The organism is Clostridium sp. AM25-23AC, assembly GCF_003435125.1.
In the GTDB taxonomy this organism is placed as follows: domain Bacteria; phylum Bacillota; class Clostridia; order Lachnospirales; family Lachnospiraceae; genus Pilosibacter; species Pilosibacter fragilis.
Map to the genome: position 1 here is coordinate 96,951 of NZ_QWGI01000003.1, position 18,964 is coordinate 115,914.

General features: G+C 50.9%; 12 protein-coding genes and 1 other annotated feature. Of the genes, 11 read left to right on the forward strand and 1 reads right to left on the reverse strand.

Annotated elements, in window-relative coordinates; all coding sequences use genetic code 11:
- Positions 1–27: 27 nt before the first annotated feature.
- From tig to yihA, 5 genes are all read left to right on the forward strand, one after another.
- Positions 28–1,317 (forward strand): trigger factor, encoded by a 1,290-nt coding sequence (gene tig, locus DW677_RS02800; RefSeq protein ID WP_117469832.1) that lies wholly within the window; start codon positions 28–30, stop codon positions 1,315–1,317.
- Between the two features lie 410 nt (positions 1,318–1,727).
- On the forward strand, positions 1,728–2,309 hold the full coding sequence (gene clpP / locus DW677_RS02805) for an ATP-dependent Clp endopeptidase proteolytic subunit ClpP (protein ID WP_015554830.1): 582 nt from the start codon (positions 1,728–1,730) through the stop codon (positions 2,307–2,309).
- Positions 2,310–2,384: 75 nt separating this feature from the next.
- Complete coding sequence (clpX, locus tag DW677_RS02810) at positions 2,385–3,686, forward strand: ATP-dependent Clp protease ATP-binding subunit ClpX (protein ID WP_117469831.1); 1,302 nt, start codon at positions 2,385–2,387, stop codon at positions 3,684–3,686.
- A 173-nt stretch (positions 3,687–3,859) separates the two neighbouring features.
- Positions 3,860–6,172 (forward strand): endopeptidase La, encoded by a 2,313-nt coding sequence (gene lon, locus DW677_RS02815; RefSeq protein ID WP_117566449.1) that lies wholly within the window; start codon positions 3,860–3,862, stop codon positions 6,170–6,172.
- 229 nt (positions 6,173–6,401) lie between these two features.
- Positions 6,402–7,082: a ribosome biogenesis GTP-binding protein YihA/YsxC gene (yihA, locus tag DW677_RS02820; protein ID WP_117469830.1), complete on the forward strand. Its 681-nt coding sequence runs from the start codon at positions 6,402–6,404 to the stop codon at positions 7,080–7,082.
- A 111-nt stretch (positions 7,083–7,193) separates the two neighbouring features.
- On the opposite strand, the gene DW677_RS02825 is transcribed toward yihA, so the two are convergent.
- Positions 7,194–7,715 carry a DUF4364 family protein gene (locus DW677_RS02825; protein WP_015554826.1) on the reverse strand — a complete coding sequence of 174 codons (522 nt, stop codon included), beginning with the start codon at positions 7,713–7,715 and terminating at the stop codon, positions 7,194–7,196.
- Positions 7,716–8,103: 388 nt separating this feature from the next.
- Between DW677_RS02825 and DW677_RS02830 the strand changes: the two genes are divergently transcribed.
- From DW677_RS02830 to DW677_RS02860, 6 genes are all read left to right on the forward strand, one after another.
- The gene (locus DW677_RS02830) at positions 8,104–11,676 is read left to right on the forward strand and encodes a DUF5717 family protein (RefSeq protein ID WP_117566450.1); all 3,573 of its coding nucleotides are present in this window, start codon (positions 8,104–8,106) and stop codon (positions 11,674–11,676) included.
- Between the two features lie 13 nt (positions 11,677–11,689).
- Complete coding sequence (locus tag DW677_RS02835; RefSeq protein ID WP_117566451.1) at positions 11,690–12,916, forward strand: DUF5716 family protein; 1,227 nt, start codon at positions 11,690–11,692, stop codon at positions 12,914–12,916.
- Positions 12,913–13,722 carry a hypothetical protein gene (locus DW677_RS02840; RefSeq protein ID WP_117566452.1) on the forward strand — a complete coding sequence of 270 codons (810 nt, stop codon included), beginning with the start codon at positions 12,913–12,915 and terminating at the stop codon, positions 13,720–13,722. Before DW677_RS02835 ends, DW677_RS02840 begins: the two co-directional genes overlap by 4 nt.
- 114 nt (positions 13,723–13,836) lie before the next feature.
- Positions 13,837–14,071, forward strand: a binding site (T-box leader).
- Positions 14,072–14,195: 124 nt separating this feature from the next.
- Positions 14,196–14,405 (forward strand): DUF6472 family protein, encoded by a 210-nt coding sequence (locus tag DW677_RS02850; protein WP_117469826.1) that lies wholly within the window; start codon positions 14,196–14,198, stop codon positions 14,403–14,405.
- Between the two features lie 128 nt (positions 14,406–14,533).
- Positions 14,534–17,185 carry a valine--tRNA ligase gene (locus DW677_RS02855; protein WP_117566453.1) on the forward strand — a complete coding sequence of 884 codons (2,652 nt, stop codon included), beginning with the start codon at positions 14,534–14,536 and terminating at the stop codon, positions 17,183–17,185.
- A 342-nt stretch (positions 17,186–17,527) separates the two neighbouring features.
- A complete protein-coding gene (locus DW677_RS02860; RefSeq protein WP_147324917.1) occupies positions 17,528–18,883 on the forward strand; it encodes a folylpolyglutamate synthase/dihydrofolate synthase family protein in 1,356 nt (451 codons plus the stop codon).
- Positions 18,884–18,964 lie beyond the last annotated feature (81 nt).

Sequence of the window (18,964 nt, forward strand, 5' to 3'; positions counted from 1 at the left end):
CGATATATTTAAGGAGGAACTCATAAAATGAGCGTACAGGTGGAGAATTTAGAGAAGAATACGGCAAAACTTACAATTGAAGTGCCGGCAGAAAAGTTTGAGGAGGCTGTACAGCACTCCTATAATAAGAATAAGGGTAAATTCAATATCCCGGGCTTCAGAAAAGGAAAAGCTCCGTTCAACATGATCAAAAAAATGTACGGCGTTGGCGTATTCTACGAGGATGCTGTTGATGAAGTGATCGACGCAAGCTATCCGGACGCTGCAAAAGAGAGCGGTCTTGAGATCGTTTCCCGTCCGTCTATTTCCATTGAGGAGATCGAGGAAGGCAAAGCTTTCGTTTACACAGCAGTTGTAGCTGTTAAGCCGGAAGTTACTCTTGGCGAGTACAAGGGCGTAGAAGTCCAGAAGACAAAATCTGAGGTTACAGAGGAAGATATCGAGACAGAGATCAAGCGCGCAAGAGAGAAAAACTCCCGCCTTATCACTGTTGAGGACAGAGGTATCGAGGATGGAGATCAGGTAACGATCGATTTCGACGGTTCCGTAGACGGAAAGAGATTTGAGGGTGGCAAGGCTGAGGACTATCCGCTTACGATCGGTTCCCACACATTTATCGATAACTTCGAGGAGCAGTTAATTGGTAAGACAACTGGCGAAGAGTGCGAAGTAAACGTAACATTCCCGGCTGAGTACCATGTAGAAGAGTTAAAGAACAAACCGGCTGTATTCAAAGTAAAAGTAAAAGAGATCCAGAGAAAAGAGCTTCCGGAAGCTAACGATGATTTCGCAAGCGAGGTATCTGATTTCGATACAATGGAAGAGTACAAGAAGGACCTTACAGAGAAGTTACAGGCTGAGAAGATTGAAGCAGCTAAGACAGCGGACGAGGACAAGGTCGTTGCTAAGGTGATTGAGAACGCAACAATGGAGATTCCGGATCAGATGGTTGAGGAGCAGGTAAACGGCATGGTGAACGACTATGCGCGCAGACTTGAGAGCCAGGGAATTTCCTTCAAGCAGTACGTTGAGATCACAGGCATGACAGCTGAGAAGATCGGCGAGCAGATGAAGCCGCAGGCGATCAAGAGAATCCAGACAAGACTCGTTCTTGAGGCAGTTGTAAAGGCTGAGAACATCCAGGCTGACGACGCAGCGGTTGAAGAGCAGTTCGACAAGATGGCTGAGGACTTCAAGATGGATAAAGAACAGATCAAGGGTATGTTCGGCGAAGAGCAGATGGCACAGTTAAAGGAAGACCTTGCAGTTCAGAAAGCAATCGACTTCCTTGTAGCTGAGGCTAAGTTCGTTGACTAAGTAAAGCAACATACTTTACGACTAATCTGCACGGAAAACATGGTGGGGAATGGTCCGACAGAGGGCCAAAAACCACATACAGAGGGGGTTGCTGCGGAGAGTTTTTCTGCGGCAATCCCTCATCGGTTATACAGGGATAGTTCCAAAATATGTGAAAAAAGGTGGATTTCTGCCGGGCCGGTCCCAGACACAGGCGACAGCTTCACCGGAAAAGTTACTGTTCACGCCTTGCGCAAACAGTAACTGATTTTGCCGATGCTTCGCATTCCGAATCGGCAAAATCCACTACCGCCACTGTATTGTACGGAATTTTCAGTTCAGAAAATTCCTACCCGTGTACAGTAACCCGGAAAATGCATAAAAAGGAATACTTTGGTAACAGATATAAAAGAAAAGATGGAGGAAAAAATATGAGCTTAGTACCTTACGTGCTTGAATCTACAAGCAGAGGAGAGCGTTCCTACGATATCTATTCCAGATTATTAAAAGACCGTATCATTTTCCTCGGGGAGGAAGTAAACGACGTGACAGCAAGCCTTGTTGTTGCACAGCTTCTTTTCCTGGAGTCCGAGGATCCGAATAAGGACATCAACCTTTACATCAACAGCCCGGGTGGTTCTGTAACGGCCGGTATGGCGATCTATGATACGATGAATTACATTAAATGTGACGTGTGCACCACCTGTATCGGTATGGCTGCAAGTATGGGCGCGTTCCTTCTCTCCAGCGGCGCGAAGGGCAAACGCTTCGCACTTCCGAACGCTGAGGTCATGATCCATCAGCCGTCCGGTGGAGCCCAGGGACAGGCGACCGAGATCAAGATCGTCGCAGAGCAGATCTTAAAGACAAAAGAGAAGCTCAACAAGATCCTGGCTGCAAACACCGGACAGCCGCTCGACGTGATTGCCCGCGACACAGAGAGAGACAACTACATGACAGCCGAGGAAGCTGCCGCATACGGTCTGATCGACCGCGTGATCTCCGGCCACTAGGACCGGACGGCGCGAAGGCGGAAAACAGTGCCGGAGCGCAGCGAGACATAAAGAATTTAGAATTGAGGTGCGAACATGCCAGTAAGACCAGAGGAAAAGATCAGATGTTCCTTCTGCGGAAAGAATCAGGATCAGGTCAGAAAAATGATCGCCGGTACCAACGGCGTCTATATCTGTGATGAGTGTATCGAACTCTGCAGTGAGATCCTTGAGGAAGAACTCGGAAACGAGGAGGAGGAGAGACCGGATTTCTCCGGAATCAACCTCTTAAAACCGAAGGAGATCAAAGAATTTCTGGACGACTATGTGATCGGACAGGATGAGGCGAAGAAAGTTCTTTCCGTGGCTGTTTACAATCATTATAAGAGAATCACATCGAAGATGGAAAGTGATGTTGATCTTCAGAAGAGCAACATCCTGATGCTCGGTCCGACCGGCTCCGGCAAGACTTATCTTGCGCAGACACTTGCGAAGCTTTTAGGTGTTCCGTTTGCAATCGCAGATGCAACGACGCTGACTGAGGCCGGTTATGTCGGCGAGGACGTGGAGAACATCCTCTTAAAATTGATCCAGGCAGCAGATAATGATGTGAGCCGTGCGGAGTACGGTATTATTTACATCGATGAGATCGATAAGATCACAAAAAAATCCGAGAATGTGTCCATTACCCGTGATGTTTCCGGCGAGGGCGTCCAGCAGGCGCTGTTAAAGATTCTGGAAGGTACTGTTGCAAGCGTTCCACCTCAGGGCGGCAGAAAGCATCCGCAGCAGGAGCTGATCCAGATCGATACGACAAACATCCTGTTCATCTGCGGAGGTGCTTTCGACGGTCTGGAGCGGATCATCGAATCCAGACTGGAGACAAGTTCCATCGGTTTCGGCGCGAAGATCGTGGATAAGAAAAATACGGATATCAGCAAGCTGTTAAAGCAGGCGATGCCGCAGGATCTCACGAAATTCGGCCTGATCCCGGAGTTTGTGGGAAGAGTTCCGGTTATGGTATCCTTAGACCTTCTGGATGAGGATGCCCTTGTGCGGATCCTCACAGAGCCGAAGAATGCCCTCGTAAAGCAGTACCAGAAGTTATTCGAGCTGGATGATGTGAAGCTGGAGTTCACTCCGGATGCCGTCCATGAGATTGCCCATATGGCAGTAGAGAGAAAGACAGGCGCCAGAGGACTCCGCGCGATCATGGAATCCGTCATGATGGATACGATGTACGAGGTTCCGTCTGATTCCAATGTGGGAATCTGCACCGTGACGAAGGACGCGGTGGACGGAAAGGAAAAGCCGGAAGTCGTTTACCGCGACGTGACGGTGCCGAAAAAAGCATTGGCCGGAAGATCCAGAAAAGAGAGTAACGGGGAGATCGCGTAACGGACGGCGTTCCCGTATGAGAAAAATTGTACCTGCAGGACCCGTATCCCGCAGATAAGAGGGGCTGCTGCGCACAGAAATGTCACGGCAGCCTTTTTACACAACAGAAATTTGCCCGTAACTGCTGACAGGCATCGGAAAGAAGCCGGGCAGTTGCGTTCATAGGAGAAATAATGGAAGATAAGAAAATTACGATGCCGGCGGTGGCACTCCGCGGACTTACGATCCTTCCGGGAATGGTACAGCATTTCGACATCAGCCGGGAAAAATCGATCCGCGCCATTGAGACAGCCATGATGGGAAACCAGAAGGTATATCTCGTGACCCAGCGTCATCCGGAGCAGGAAACACCTGCGGTCGCGGATCTGTACCAGATGGGAACGATCTCCCAGATCAAACAGCTCGTGAAAATGCCGGGCGGTATCATCCGTGTGATGGTGGAAGGCGAAAAGAGAGCGGCGCTTCTCACTCTGTTTGAGGAGGGACCGTATCTGGAAGCTGAGGTCGAGGAAGCGCCGATGCAGGAAGAACAGCTTACCGACACTGTGAAGGAAGCCATGAGCCGGATCGTTAAGGAAAAATTAGAGGAATTCGGAAACGCGAATCCGAAGGCTGTGAAAGATTTTATCGGAAGTCTTCTTGTGATCACGGATCTGGAGCAGCTTCTGACCCAGACAGCAAATGAATTTCCGTGGGATTTTGCTGTGAAGCAGGAGATGCTGGAGTGTGATTACTGGAGCCATCTGTATGACCGGATCGTGTACTACCTGATGCGGGAACTCGAGATCCTTATGATCAAGCGGGATTATCAGGGAAAAGTGAAGGAGCACATCGATAAGAACCAGAGGGATTATATTTTAAGGGAAGAATTAAAAGTGATCCGTGAGGAACTGGGAGATGACAGCGGGACGGAAGATGCCGACGGATATATGGAACAGCTGGAAAAGCTGAACGCGGACAAGGAAACGAAGGAAAAGATCAAAAAAGAAATTCAGCGTTTCAAGGGTATGCCGGGAGGAAGTCAGGAGGCGAATGTTCTCCGTACCTATATCGAGACGGTGCTTGAGATGCCGTGGAAGAAGGTCTCAAGGGATAATCAGGATATCATTCACGCGAAAGAGATCCTGGAGGAGGATCATTATGGTCTGGAGAAGGTTAAGGACCGTGTACTGGAATTCCTTGCGGTCCGTGCCCTCACAAAGAAAGGCACAAGCCCGATCCTCTGCCTTGTGGGACCGCCCGGAACAGGTAAGACCTCCATCGCGAGATCGGTTGCCCGCGCCCTCGGAAAGAAGTATGTCCGGTTCAGCCTTGGCGGCATTCACGACGAGGCGGAGATACGCGGACACAGAAAGACATACGTGGGAGCGATGCCGGGCCGTATCGCCGATGCAATGCGTCAGGCAGGCGTGTCAAACCCGTTAATGCTTTTAGATGAGATCGATAAGGTCTCTGCCGACTATCGGGGAGATGTCTCCTCAGCACTTTTGGAGGTCCTTGATGGGGAGCAGAACGTGAAGTTCCGCGACCACTATCTGGAGATCTCGCTGGATCTCTCAGGCGTTCTCTTTATCGCGACGGCAAATGATGCGTCGACAATCCCGAGACCGCTCCTTGACCGTATGGAGGTTATCGAGGTATCCAGCTATACAGAGAACGAGAAGTTCCATATCGCAAAGAAGTATCTCATTCCGAAACAGTTAGAGAGAAACGGCCTTACGGAGGAGATGCTTTCCTTCAGCGATAAGGCATTGGAGAAGATCATCCACAACTATACGAGAGAGGCCGGTGTGAGAAATCTGGAGCGCCGGATCGGTGAGATCTGCAGAAAAGCGGCGAGGGAGTTTCTGGAAAAGAAGAAAAAAACTGTGCATATCACAGAGGGAAATCTTCAGAAGTATCTCGGAAAAGAGAAGATCACCTTCGAGAATGCCAATGAGGAGGACGAGGTCGGAATCGTAAGAGGTCTTGCGTGGACAAGCGTCGGCGGCGACACACTTCAGATCGAAGTGAATGTAATGCCGGGTGATGGAAAGCTCCAGATGACAGGACAGATGGGTGATGTCATGAAGGAATCCGCGCAGATCGCGCTGACTTACGTTCGTTCCGTGGCAGACCGGTACGGTGTGGAGAGCAGGTATTTTAAGGAACATGACCTGCATTTACATATCCCGGAGGGTGCCGTGCCGAAAGATGGTCCGTCTGCGGGCATTACGATGGCAACAGCCATGCTCTCCGCGGTGACCGGAAAGAAGGTTTGCGCAAGCGTTGCCATGACCGGTGAGATCACATTGAGAGGCCGGGTACTGCCGATCGGCGGTTTAAAGGAAAAGACATTGGCAGCAAGAATGGCACATATGAAGAAGGTTCTCGTGCCGGATAAGAACCGTCCGGATATGGCAGAGATCTCGAAGGAGATCACGAAAGGCATGGAGATCGTGTTTGTGAAGACTATGGATGACGTAGTACGCGAGGCGTTCGTGTAATGCCAGGATACAAAGGTTGGCGGCTTTCTGACAGGTCCTGCCTGTTGGAGGGCTGTTGACTCTGGTATGTAAAAACAAGGGTAACGGTTCTGAGGGTCTGCGCATGTGCCGCGCCGACTGTAAGAAAGCATAGTTTGACAGGCAGAAATCCCAGCGACAAAGTCATTCTGAAATGGATTTTTGCGTGTGACAAGGAAAGTGCTGAAGTGTTACATACAAGGAGAAATATATGGTAATCAGAAATGTGGAACTTGAGACCGTCTGCGGTGTGACGAGCACGCTGCCGGAGAACACGCTGCCGGAGTTCGCCTTCGCGGGAAAATCAAATGTGGGAAAATCTTCCCTGATCAACGCGCTCATGAACCGGAAGGCGCTGGCGAGAACGTCCTCCCAGCCGGGAAAGACCCAGACGATCAACTTTTATAATATCAACGGAGCTCTCTACTATGTGGATCTCCCCGGCTACGGTTACGCGAAGGTCCCGCAGTCTGAGAAGGTAAAATGGGGCAGGATGATCGAGAATTATCTCCACAAATCCCAGATGTTAAAGTGTGTTTTCCTTCTTGTGGACATCCGTCACGAGCCGTCCGCCAACGACAAGACCATGTACGACTGGGTCGTTTACAACGGATTCCGTCCGGTCATCATTGCCACAAAGCTTGACAAGATCAAGCGCAGCCAGATCCAGAAGCAGGTAAAACTCATCCGCACCGGTCTCGGCATGGAAAAACAGGATATCCTGATCCCGTTCTCCGCCGAGACAAAACAGGGCCGGGAGGACATCTGGAATCTTATTGACAAGATGGCAGCAGGAGAAGATCTTCTGACCGCCGAGGAGGAGATCCAGGCGGAGAAAGCTGCGGAGTGGGCGGCGAAGAAGGCGGCGAAAGAGGCGCAGCAGAACCTTTAAATTTTAGAAGTACTGAAAAACGGCACCCGCCGCAGAAATTTCCCTGCGGCAGGTGCCGTTTTCGCGTACAATTCAGAAAATTTGCCGGAGGCAGACTTCAAAACGCATATCTTAACCTTTCATCAAGGTCTTCATCACATAAGCGTAGATATCCTGACTCCGCTCCTTCCAGTGGCTGGCCATAGTCTCCGCTTGATCCTTGTCGGGGACGGAGAGGTCGAAGCCGATGAGGACAGATTTGCCTTCCCGGACTTCACAGTGGACGATATAGTCCTGATTTGTGGATTTATAGAAATCGGAGATGACGCCGACCTCGTTTCTTAAGCGGAATTTGTTCTCCTTTAAGTAGCTGTCGATATCCTCGATGATCGCCGGGGAGATATTGTTTCCGAAGAAGGAGAGAGTGTCATCGCCCTCTTTGGTGATCTCATAGCGGGAGGAGTTGTGGGTGGATTCCATCCGGATCAGCCCCGCTTCTTTCAGTTCGTTTAACGCCTGCTGGAGCGTAAAGTATGTCGTATATTCGTGATCCAGAAAGAAATCCGTGAGCTGGGAGTTTGTCAGCGGAAAATTGACGTGGTCCAGCATGTAGAGGATCATTAATTTGTAGAGCGTGATCGGATCAGATAACATACGCAGGGGCTCCTTTGGCAAAAAATCGTTGGTAACGGTGAAAAATACAGTTACACGGAATCCAGTGATCAGGCGGAACCGGTCTTACAGGCAGAACACGGGAAGCTCCTTTTAATCACTGCGAATACATCTATTTTACAGGTTTCCACAGCGGTATTCAAGCCCTTTTTCCTCCATCGTATGAAAAAGGTCGAAATTTGTAGTGAATTTGATCAGGAAATGTGCTATGATGATACCACGTAATAAATCAGCAGGTCTGAGCATATGCCTGCGATGACCATAAGAAAGTTCAGACCGGCAGCTGGTTCTGACGATGCGGAATCGGAAGCGTTGGCGGAACCTGCAGCCTTCGTACATAATCGGATTATAAATATAAGGTGAAAAATATATGAGAGAACGGATCATGCGCCTTTCCAGAGGAATCGTGGACGCGGAGATGCCGAAGCTGTTTCTGGATCCTGTGAAGATCGAGGAGACTCTGGGGAGCGATACGGTTTATAAAAGAGAGCTATACTTAGCAAGTGAGAACAATTTATATATCAAAGGCCTTGCCTACTCAAGCCACAGCCGTGTGAAGATCTTAAAGAGCGCCTTCGGAGGCCTGAGAAACCATATTGTCTACGAAGTCGACACCTCCTGGTGCGAGAACGGAGACCTGATCAAGGGAAACTTCACGCTTGTAACAAACAGCGGAGAACTGGAGGTTCCTTTTCTTTTTCGTGTGGAAATGATCGAGTCTGTCCGTGTCCTGTCCACATTAAAATCTATGGATGATTTTGTGGAGCTGGCGAAAAAGGATATGGAACTGGCGCTGCGCCTCATGGAGTACCGGGATTTTACGGAAGCGCCGCTTTTTAAGGATCTGCGGATCCGCACGATCTATGAAGGATTAAGGGGACACGGAAACCGCCAGAATGCCCTGGAGGAATTCTTTCTGGCGACAGGAGTGAAGGAACCCATCGAGCTGACCTTATCCACGGCAAAGAAGATCTATGACAAGCCGAAGGATATCGTGAATGACAAGGTCGTCCTGCGGAAAAATACCTGGGGCTATCTCTACATGGAAGTCCGCGCTGACGGCGATTTCATCGAGATCCCGAAGAAGGTCATCACTCAGGCGGATTTCGAAGAGGACCGTCTGGATCTGCGATTCAGGATCCACCCGGAGAGGATGCACAAGGGAAAGAACCTCGGTGCGATCCGCCTTCTTACCGTCCACGGTGACACCGTGATCCGGATCGAGGCTATGGGAGAGGAGCCGGATCGAAAGCGCGCTGAGGGCGAGATCAGCAAAGCCGGTGTCTGCCGGTACATGAAACTCCGTGAGGCCTACGAGAGCGGTCTCTACGAGAAAAAAGCTGTCCTCGGAAAGATCCAGAACGAGCTGGATGCCATTCGCGGCGCAAACGGCGGTTCTGTGATCCTGTCCCTCCTGCAGGCGGAGACTTATCTGGACGCGGAGAGACCGGATCAGGCGGCTTTATGTCTGGACGATGCGTGGGATACCGTTTCTGCCCTCAGAGACCGGATCGGAACACTCTATTGTTATTACCAGTACCTGCAGTACCGTCTGGAACCGGACGAGGAGAAGAAGGACGCTGTGGTCCGCCTGTTCAGGAAAAAGCTGGAGGACGTCAACGGCCGGTTCTATCTGCAGCTTTTGCAGTTAAAGATGCTGCCGGAGATGTACGAGGAGGAGGAAGCCCTCGCGGAGAGCTTTAAGATGCAGTATAAGAATGGCTGCCGCAGCCCGTTCCTCTATATTGAGACGGTGCGTCTCTTCGGGAAGAATCCGGAACTCTTAAAGACGATGGATGCCTTTGAGATCCATGCCCTCTACTACGGAGTCATGAATGGCCTCGTGGGGCAGGAACTGGCGGAGCGGATCTGCGCGCTGGCGCCGGGAGCGAAGTTCTTCCACCGCCTGTATTACCGCCTGCTTGCAAAGCTCTACGAGAAATACCCGACGAAGGACATGCTGACGGCGGTGTGCTGTCTGTTAATTAAGGGAAATGTCCGCGGAAAAGAGAGCTTCTCCTGGTATGAGAAGGGAATCAATGAGGAGATCAGCCTCACGAGGATCTACGAATATTTCCTCTACGCTCTGCCGGATGATTATGAGAAGATGATGCCGCGTCAGGTACTGCTGTACTTCTCCTATGAGTGCGCCCATCTGGACCAGAAGAGCCGTGCAGCCCTCTATGCCAATGTGGCGGCCTATATTCCGCAGGACGATCCGCTCTATAAAAAGTACGAGCGGGAGATGGAAAAGTTTGCCATGGAGCAGCTTTTCGAGTCCCGGATCAACAGGAGACTTGCGGTGATCTACAAACATATCATTTACCGCGATATGATCGATAATCAGGTGGCCCGGGTGCTGCCCGGTATCTTAAAGGCAAACCGGATCCAGGTGAAGGATGCGGCGATGAAGTATGTGATCGTTTCCAACGAGATCCTGACCGGTGAGGATGCCTACCCGTTGCAGAATCAGACCGCCTATGTGCCGTTGTTCTTTGAAGACAGCGTGATCATGTTCCAGGATACCTTCGGAAACAGGTACATGGACGTGGAATATACGAAGGAGCCGGTTCTCGATGAGAAGGAACTGGAAGAAAAATGCTTTGAGATGTACCCGGACCACCCGATGTTAAAGATGAAGGCGTGTCTGGAGATCATGGAGAAAAAGGACCTTGAGAAGGAAGATGTGACCGGGATCGAGACTGTTCTGGATACACTCCCGGTGAAGCCGGCCTACCAGCAGAAAATGCTGACGAGGATCATTTCCTACTACCGTGCGGCGCTTTTCGGCGACGATGAGGCCATGGATGCGGAGGGTGGAGCGTACCTCTTAAAGCTTGACAAGAGGACACTCTCCAGACCGGAACGTGTGGATGTCTGCGAGACACTGATCGTCCAGAATTACATGGTTCAGGCATACGAGATGATAAAGGAGTTCGGCGAGGAGCAGATCCGTGTGAAACGTCTCGCGGCTCTGGTATCCCAGCTGATCTTAGACCGGATGTTCGAGGAGGATGACCTGCTCCTCCACCTTGCGGGGCGTGTATTTTCGGACGGACACGGGGACAGCGTGATCCTGGATTATCTCTGCGAGCATTATAACGGCAGCGGGGAATCTATGTTCAGGATCCTTGCGGAAGCAGTGAAGACCCATGTGGAGACATACGACCTTGAGGAGCGCCTGCTGGCCCAGTGCCTTTTCTCCGGCTGTGAGAAGCATATGGACACGGTATTTGACCTTTACGCGTCGAGAAAAGAGACCAGTGATGTGATCGTGAAGGCGTACTTTACAGTGAAGTGTACGGAATACTTCCTGCGTGACACAGTCCCGGGGGATAAGGTATTCGCGTATCTGGAAGGCGCGATCCACGGTATGGAGCTTCGGAAGGTGCCGGAGATCTATCTTCTGGCGCTGGCGAAATTTTATTCGACTCTGGCACAGATCACTGAGGAGCAGAAGGCCCTGCTATCCCGGATGATGGATATCCTTTCCGCCAGAGGTATGGTATTCGCGTGGTACAAGGATCTTGCAAAATATGTGGATATGCCGGGCGAGGTCATGGATAAGGAGATCATCGAGTACCATGGACGACCGGACGGAAGACCGATCTTAAAGATCCGGATCCTGCCGGACGAGGAAGAGTTCCATGAGGAAGAGATGAACATGGTCTATAAAGGGATCTATGTGCGCCAGAAACTCCTGTTTGATGGTGAGATCATGGAGTACGAGATCTGGGAGAATGAGGACGGAAGACTGGTGAAAAAGGCGGAGGGCGAAGTGACCTGCAGCGAACCGGCAACGGGGGATAAAGGAAACCGCTTCACGGCTTTAAATGCCATGAACCTCTATCTCGGAATGAAGGATGACCGGAAATTAAAAGAAAGCATGACAGAATACGTGATGGATAGTCAGACCGCGAAAAAGCTGTTCCGTCTGGCATAATGAGGACAAATAAATGGAGAAACTGATCGTTGGCATCGACCTCTGTGATACCTACACTCAGGCGGCTGTTCTGGGCCGTGAGGAGGCGTGGATGCTCCCGACCGTCATCTGCAGAAAAAAATCCGCGGAAGAGTGGTATGTGGGGGAAGATGCATATAAATATACGCTGGTGGGCGAGGGCGTCATCGTTGATAAGCTCCTAAGCCTGGCAGCAAAAGAAGGAACATCCACCATTGGAGGCGTAAAGTACGGTGGAATGGAACTGCTGCAGAGATTTTTAGGCAGCATCCTCGCCATGGTGCGTGCGGAGTATGCCGGACAGAGGATCGATGAGCTGGTCATCAGCCTCAAAAATTTGGAGATGAAGCTTTTGGAGGGACTTACGGCCAGCGTGGAAGCTCTTGGGATCCCGAGAGAAAATGTCCATATCGCAAGCCACACGGAATGCTTCGTCTACTATGTGCTGAACCAGAGAAGAGATGTCTGGGGCGGTCAGGTTGGCATGTTTTCCTTATCCGATGAGGACCTGCGTTACTATGAACTGAAGGTCACGAGAGGACCGCGCCGGATGACAGCCATCGCGGAGCATGAGGAGCTGGAAGAGGGCTTCAGCCTCAGCGTTCTCGATACAGGCTCCGGGGCAAAGATGGCAGACAAGATCCTGTGCGCCTGCGGAGAGCGGTTTTTACAGAAAAAGATCTTTTCCTCGATCTTCCTGACGGGAAAAGGTTTCGCGAGAACCGACTGGGCGCCGGAATTTATGAAGCAGATCTGTAACCGGAGAAGAGTCTTCGTGGAGACAGCTATCTTCGCAAAAGGTGCGGCCATGAAGGCTGAGGATTACTTAAACGAGAGCGGTTCCGGATCCTTTGTATGTCTCTGCGAGGGAAAATTAAAGTCCACAGTCTCTCTGGAGGTTATGAAGCGGGATACAAAGACGGAGATCAGTCTGGCATCCGCCGGTGAGAGCTGGTACGAGGCGAGAAGTGTGGTGGAAGTGATCCCGGACGGGGAGAAGGAGATCTGCTTTACGATCACACCGCAGCAGGAGCCGAAGAAAAAACGGACCGTGAAGATCCCCCTGGAGGGATTCCCGGACCGCCCGAATAAGACGACGAAGATCCGGGTGGCTGTGGGATTCTTAGATGAGAAGACTATGGTGGTCAAGCTCACGGACCAGGGATTTGGGGAACTGTTCCCGAAAACGGACGCGGTGGTCCGTCAGGAGGTGACATTATGAGCCTGATTCTCTGCAGACAGGAACCGGTAACGGTTCCGCTTTATATCGAGGATCTTGGGATCCATCTCTACTCCTCCCAGGAGCTCTGCTATGTGATCTACAACAATCCGCTGCTGGTGCTGGAGGGATTTATTGATAAACGCCTGACTGAGTTTTTAAGAAGCGAGCTTCGGATGCCGTTTCTTGCGGAACGGGTGGAAAAATGGATGGACAGCCACGGGGCAACGGAGGAGATCCTGTACCTGATCCTCAAGGAATGCAATTATTATACCCCGAAGGAGCAGGCGGCTTACCGACAGACCGTGAACGGACTGAAAAAACTCTCAGAGGAAGAGTACGAGAAGCGCCGCGCAGATTATTTCTATGGTCTGGATCTTTTCGGAAAAGCGGTCACGATCTACGAGCAGATCTTAGATGGGGCCGGACGCCATCTCTCCGGGGATTTCCGGGGAAAAGTCTGGAACAATATCGCGGCCTGCTACGCGAAACTCTTCTGTTACCAGAAAGCTATGCATGCCTACGAGAATGCCTGGAATGCGAAGCCGGAGGCGGAGTATGTGAAACGCATGTACTTCCTCACGATACTGAATCCGGAGCTTTCGCTTAAGGATAAATTCCGGGAGATGATCGGGGAGGACGATAAGGAAGTCTGGAATAAAGAAGTGGAAGAGGCGAGAGAAGAGTCAGAGAAGGCGCCGGAGACGCTGAAGCTTGCCGCCGTATTCGAGAAAGACCCGGCTGGCCGGATCGCAGCGGCGGGGGATATCCTGAATCAGTGGAAGATGGAATACAGGAGAATGCTGTAGTTTCCCTTGACATTTTATCAGGATTCTACTATATTATGTAAGAGCGGCCGGAAAAATCAGATGACCGTGATATGGAACAGGCGGCTGATAAAGAGACCTGCTCCATGGAATATAAGAAAGGCTGGGAAGAAGAGGAGTACATTTTCTGCACCTTCAGAGAGGACTGATCACAGGCTGGAAGTCGGTCCGGGAATGCAAAAATGGAAGGTAGCTTCGGAGCCGGAATGGTGAAATAAAAAGTAGCTGTTCCCGGGGAGAGACCTCGTTAAGAACGAAGAGATGCTGTTTGGAGGATCGTTCTGGATCCGGACAGTAAATAAAGGTGGTAACGCGGTGATTCGCCCTTTGCATGAGAGTGCAGAGGGCTTTTCTTATATGAGTAAGCAGGGCGATAGCCCGGATTACGAATGTTGGCAGCAGCTGAGGGAGTGCCCGGCAGGCGCACAGCAGCAGCCTTTCGAGAGGAGTACATGATGGTAAAAAAAGATGCAAAACAGAAAAAAGTACGGATCACGAACTGCGAGACCTGCACCTTTTACACATATGATGACGAGTATGGATATTATGTCTGTGAGGCAGATCTCGACGAGGACGAGATGTCCGCGTTCCTCCGCGGAAGTGACTTTTCCTGCGGTTTTTACCAGGCAGATGATGAGTACGCTGTTGTAAGAAAACAGATGTAAACGAGATAATTTTGTGAGTCTGCGCATTTTGCGCTGATAATAAAAAAGTAAATTGAAAAGCAGTAACTGCTCCACATTTTTGCAGTTACAAAAAAGAAACATGTTGATAAAGTTTTAAGGAGAAGACCATGAAAGAACTGGAAAAGACCTACAATCCGGCGGACATTGAGGACCGTCTGTACCAGAAATGGCTGGACAACAAATATTTCCACGCTGACGCGGAGAGAGGAAGACGCGAGGGCAAAAAGCCGTTCACGATCGTAATGCCGCCGCCGAATATCACAGGACAGCTCCATATGGGACATGCCCTCGACAATACGATGCAGGATATCCTGATCCGTTACAAGAGAATGCAGGGCTATGAGGCACTCTGGCAGCCGGGAACGGACCATGCGGCGATCGCTACCGAGGTCAAAGTCATCGACAAGTTAAAAAAAGAGGGCATCAACAAGAATGACCTTGGACGTGAGGGATTCTTAAAAGAGGCCTGGAAATGGAAAGATGAGTACGGCACACGGATCATCAAACAGCTCCACAAGCTCGGCTCCTCCGCTGACTGGGACAGAGAGCGTTTCACCATGGACGCAGGCTGTTCTGAGGCTGTTTTAGAAGTATTTACACGCCTTTATGAAAAAGGATATATCTACAAAGGATCCAGGATCATCAACTGGTGTCCGGTCTGCAAGACATCCATCTCCGATGCTGAGGTAGAGCACAAGGAGCAGGACGGCTTCTTCTGGCACATCAACTACCCGATCGTGGGTGAAGAGGGAAGATTTGTCGAGATCGCCACAACGAGACCGGAGACACTGCTCGGCGATACCGCCGTTGCTGTAAACCCGGAGGACGAGCGTTACAAAGACATCATCGGAAAGATGTTAAAGCTTCCGCTCACAGACCGCGAGATCCCGGTGATCGCCGACGAGTATGTTGACAAGGAATTCGGAACCGGCTGCGTAAAGATCACACCGGCCCACGACCCGAATGACTTCGAGGTCGGAAAACGCCACAACCTGGAAGAGATCTGCATCATGAACGATGACGCGACCATCAATGTTCCGGGCAAGTATTTCGGCATGGACCGCTACGAGGCGAGAAAAGCCATGGTCGAGGACTTAAAGGAAATGGGCCTTCTCGTAAAAATCGTTCCGCACAGCCACAACGTTGGTACCCACGACCGCTGCGGCACAACTGTAGAGCCGATGGTAAAACCGCAGTGGTTTGTAAAGATGGATGAGATGGCAAGACCGGCCATCGAGGCATTAAAGAGCGGCAAATTAAGATTCGTTCCGGAGAGTTTCGGTAAGACATATCTCCACTGGCTTGAGGGGATCCGCGACTGGTGTATCTCCAGACAGCTCTGGTGGGGACACAGAATCCCGGCTTACTACTGTGAAGAGTGCGGCGAGATGACCGTTGCGAAGATGATGCCGGAGAAGTGCCCGAAGTGCGGCTGCACACATTTAAAGCAGGATGAGGACACCCTTGATACCTGGTTCTCCTCCGCGTTATGGCCGTTCTCCACACTGGGCTGGCCGAAGGATACAGATGAGATGAAGTACTTCTATCCGACCGACGTTCTCGTTACCGGATACGATATCATCTTCTTCTGGGTCATCCGTATGGTATTCTCGGGACTTGAGCAGACAGGCGAGTGCCCGTTCAATACTGTCCTGATCCATGGTCTTGTCCGCGATTCTCAGGGACGCAAGATGAGTAAGTCCTTAGGAAACGGTATCGATCCGTTAGAGGTGATCGACAAGTACGGCGCGGATGCTCTCCGTATGACACTTATGACAGGAAACGCACCGGGCAACGATATGCGTTTCTACTGGGAGAGAGTCGAGGCCAGCAGAAACTTCGCAAACAAGGTATGGAACGCAAGCCGTTTCATCATGATGAATATCGAGAAAGCGCCGGCAGGCGAGGCAAAGCTTACAGACCTCACAGCAGCAGATAAATGGATCCTCTCCAAGGTCAATGACCTTGCGAAGGAAGTAACGGAAAACATGGACAAGTACGAGCTCGGAATCGCTCTCCAGAAGGTCTACGACTTCGTATGGGAGGAATTCTGTGACTGGTATATCGAGATGGTAAAACCGCGTCTCTGGAACGATGAGGACCGGACGAAGGCGGCTGCGATCTGGACCTTAAAGACGGTTCTGATCAATTCCTTAAAGCTCTTACATCCGTTCATGCCGTTTATCACAGAAGAGATCTTCTGCAATTTACAGGATGAGGAGCCGTCCATCATGATCTCCTCCTGGCCGGTATATAAGGAAGAGTGGAACTTCGCGGCAGACGAGCACGCGGTAGAGGTCATCAAAGAGTCTGTCCGCGCGATCCGTAATGTGCGCACATCCATGAACGTTCCGCCGAGCAGAAAGGCAAAAGTATTTGTTGTGACTGAGGATGCCGATCTCACGGATATCTTCGAGAACAGCCGTGTATTCTTCAGTACCCTTGCTTCCGCCAGTGAGGTAGTGATCCAGAAGGATAAGACAGGAATCGGTGAGGACGCTGTATCCGCAGTGATCCCGAAGGCAGCGATCTATATGCCGTTCGCTGAGCTTGTCGACATCGAGAAGGAGACCGAGCGCTTAAAGAAGGAAGAAGAGCGCCTCACAAAAGAGCTTGCCCGCGTAAACGGAATGCTTGCAAACGAAAAGTTCGTAAGCAAGGCACCGCAGGCGAAGATCGATGAGGAGAAGGCAAAACTTCAGAAGTACACCGAGATGATGGAGCAGGTAAAGACTCGTCTGGCTCAGCTTGGTAAGTAATCGATGAAAATATGACCATGGCATGAAAGTGCTGAATGGTTTCAGCAGGAAAGGACAGCGGGTGGAACATGACCTGCTGTCAGGGCAGCCGCAGGTTTTATAGCCTGTGGCTGTTCATTTTATGGGAGGAGCATCGGCAAAAGCGGTTCCTGTTTGTTCAGGGCTGGAACAGGAACCGATACAGCAATCCTGTCGAATCTTTCCGACATGTTCTGGTTGCAAAAAATACCATAAACAGGTATCATAAGTGAAAGAAACGCTGCCGTTTACGGCATATATTTTCTGTACCGAGAATAACGCCAGACAGCGTTCCGATTGCAGGTCACAACAGGAGGCGATTTCTTGGAGTACATAACGATGCAGGAAGTCTGGGATCAGATCGAGGCGATCCCGGGATATGCGAGAAAAAAGAGCAGTCTTTTAAAAGTACGGGAATTTCTTGGTCTTCTTGGAGAACCGGACCGGGAATTTCAGGTGATCCATGTGGCGGGAACCAACGGAAAGGGTTCCGTCTGTGCATTCCTCACCTCCATGATCCGGGAAGCAAAAATTCCCTGCGGGACATTCGTGTCCCCTCATCTTGTGGATATCCGGGAGCGGTTCCTTATAAACGGGGAGATAGTCCCGGAGCCGGATTTTATCAGGGCATTTCTGGAGGTACAGCATGCCTGCAGAATATGGGAAAGGAGAGGAGAGCCCCATCCCACCTATTTTGAATTTTTATTTTACATGGGACTCTGCATATTCCGGAACGCGGGTGTGAGGGTGCTCGTGTTAGAGACAGGAATGGGCGGAACTTACGATGTGACGAATGTTGTGGAAAATCCGCTTGTCTCCGTCATCACGTCCATCAGCATCGATCATACAGCGTTTTTAGGATCCACGATCCCGGAGATCACGGCACATAAAGCGGGGATCATGAAGTCCCGGCGTCCTGTGGTGTATGATGACAGTTCATCGGAAGCAGCGGCGGTGATCTTTGCGAAAGCAAAGGAGATGAAATCTGAAGGATTTCCAGTGACGCCGGATGAAGTCTGTCGCGGGATCCGGCCTTGTCTCGTAAAATCTCCGGATCCGGGCGTGGCAGGACATCAGGAAATGAGCTTTTCCTATCGTGGTGAAGAGATTTTGTTTGAGATCCCATTTGCAGCTCCCTACCAGCTCATGAACGCAGCTCTGGCGATCCGGGCATTGGAGGTTTCCGGACTTCCGGTGGCGCCTGGACAGGCGGCAGAGGGAGTAAAAAAGGCAAAATGGCCTGCAAGAATGGAGGAGATCAGCACTGGTGTCTACCTCGACGGGGCCCACAATGCGGATGGGATCCGGGCATTTCTCGACGCGGCCTGCAGATTAAAGGAACTTCGGAAGCCGGATCATGTGCGGATCCTGTTTGCGGTCTCCGCGGACAAGGATCATCAACGGATGCTGCGTGAGATTGCAGAGCGGCTGAAACCGGATCTGTGGATCTTATCGAAAATGGAGTCACACCGGACCCTCTCCGTGGAGGATTTGGAAGCGGCGGCAGAAAAGCTGCGGGCGGAATATGGAGAAGAGACGGAGTACCGGGTGAGCCGGGATGTGAAACATGCCGTGAAGGAATTGCTTGGCCTGCATGGGGAACGGGATCTCTCGCTTATCGTGGGGTCACTGTATCTTGCAGGGGAAGTAAAGGAACAGATCAGCAAAAGCACAAGTTAACCGGACCGTTCCGGTATGCGGCAAATAAAGCAGAACAGGGAACCGCAGATTTGATCAACAGAGCATTTTCAGGTGCAGATT

Bases quoted from the DNA above. Each gene is read 5' to 3' on its own strand.
- tig (WP_117469832.1), top strand. From the start codon at position 28: ATGAGCGTACAGGTGGAGAATTTAGAGAAGAATACGGCAAAACTTACA.
- clpP (WP_015554830.1), top strand. From the start codon at position 1,728: ATGAGCTTAGTACCTTACGTGCTTGAATCTACAAGCAGAGGAGAGCGT.
- clpX (WP_117469831.1), top strand. From the start codon at position 2,385: ATGCCAGTAAGACCAGAGGAAAAGATCAGATGTTCCTTCTGCGGAAAG.
- lon (WP_117566449.1), top strand. From the start codon at position 3,860: ATGGAAGATAAGAAAATTACGATGCCGGCGGTGGCACTCCGCGGACTT.
- yihA (WP_117469830.1), top strand. From the start codon at position 6,402: ATGGTAATCAGAAATGTGGAACTTGAGACCGTCTGCGGTGTGACGAGC.
- DW677_RS02825 (WP_015554826.1), bottom strand. From the start codon at position 7,715: ATGTTATCTGATCCGATCACGCTCTACAAATTAATGATCCTCTACATG.
- DW677_RS02830 (WP_117566450.1), top strand. From the start codon at position 8,104: ATGAGAGAACGGATCATGCGCCTTTCCAGAGGAATCGTGGACGCGGAG.
- DW677_RS02835 (WP_117566451.1), top strand. From the start codon at position 11,690: ATGGAGAAACTGATCGTTGGCATCGACCTCTGTGATACCTACACTCAG.
- DW677_RS02840 (WP_117566452.1), top strand. From the start codon at position 12,913: ATGAGCCTGATTCTCTGCAGACAGGAACCGGTAACGGTTCCGCTTTAT.
- DW677_RS02850 (WP_117469826.1), top strand. From the start codon at position 14,196: ATGGTAAAAAAAGATGCAAAACAGAAAAAAGTACGGATCACGAACTGC.
- DW677_RS02855 (WP_117566453.1), top strand. From the start codon at position 14,534: ATGAAAGAACTGGAAAAGACCTACAATCCGGCGGACATTGAGGACCGT.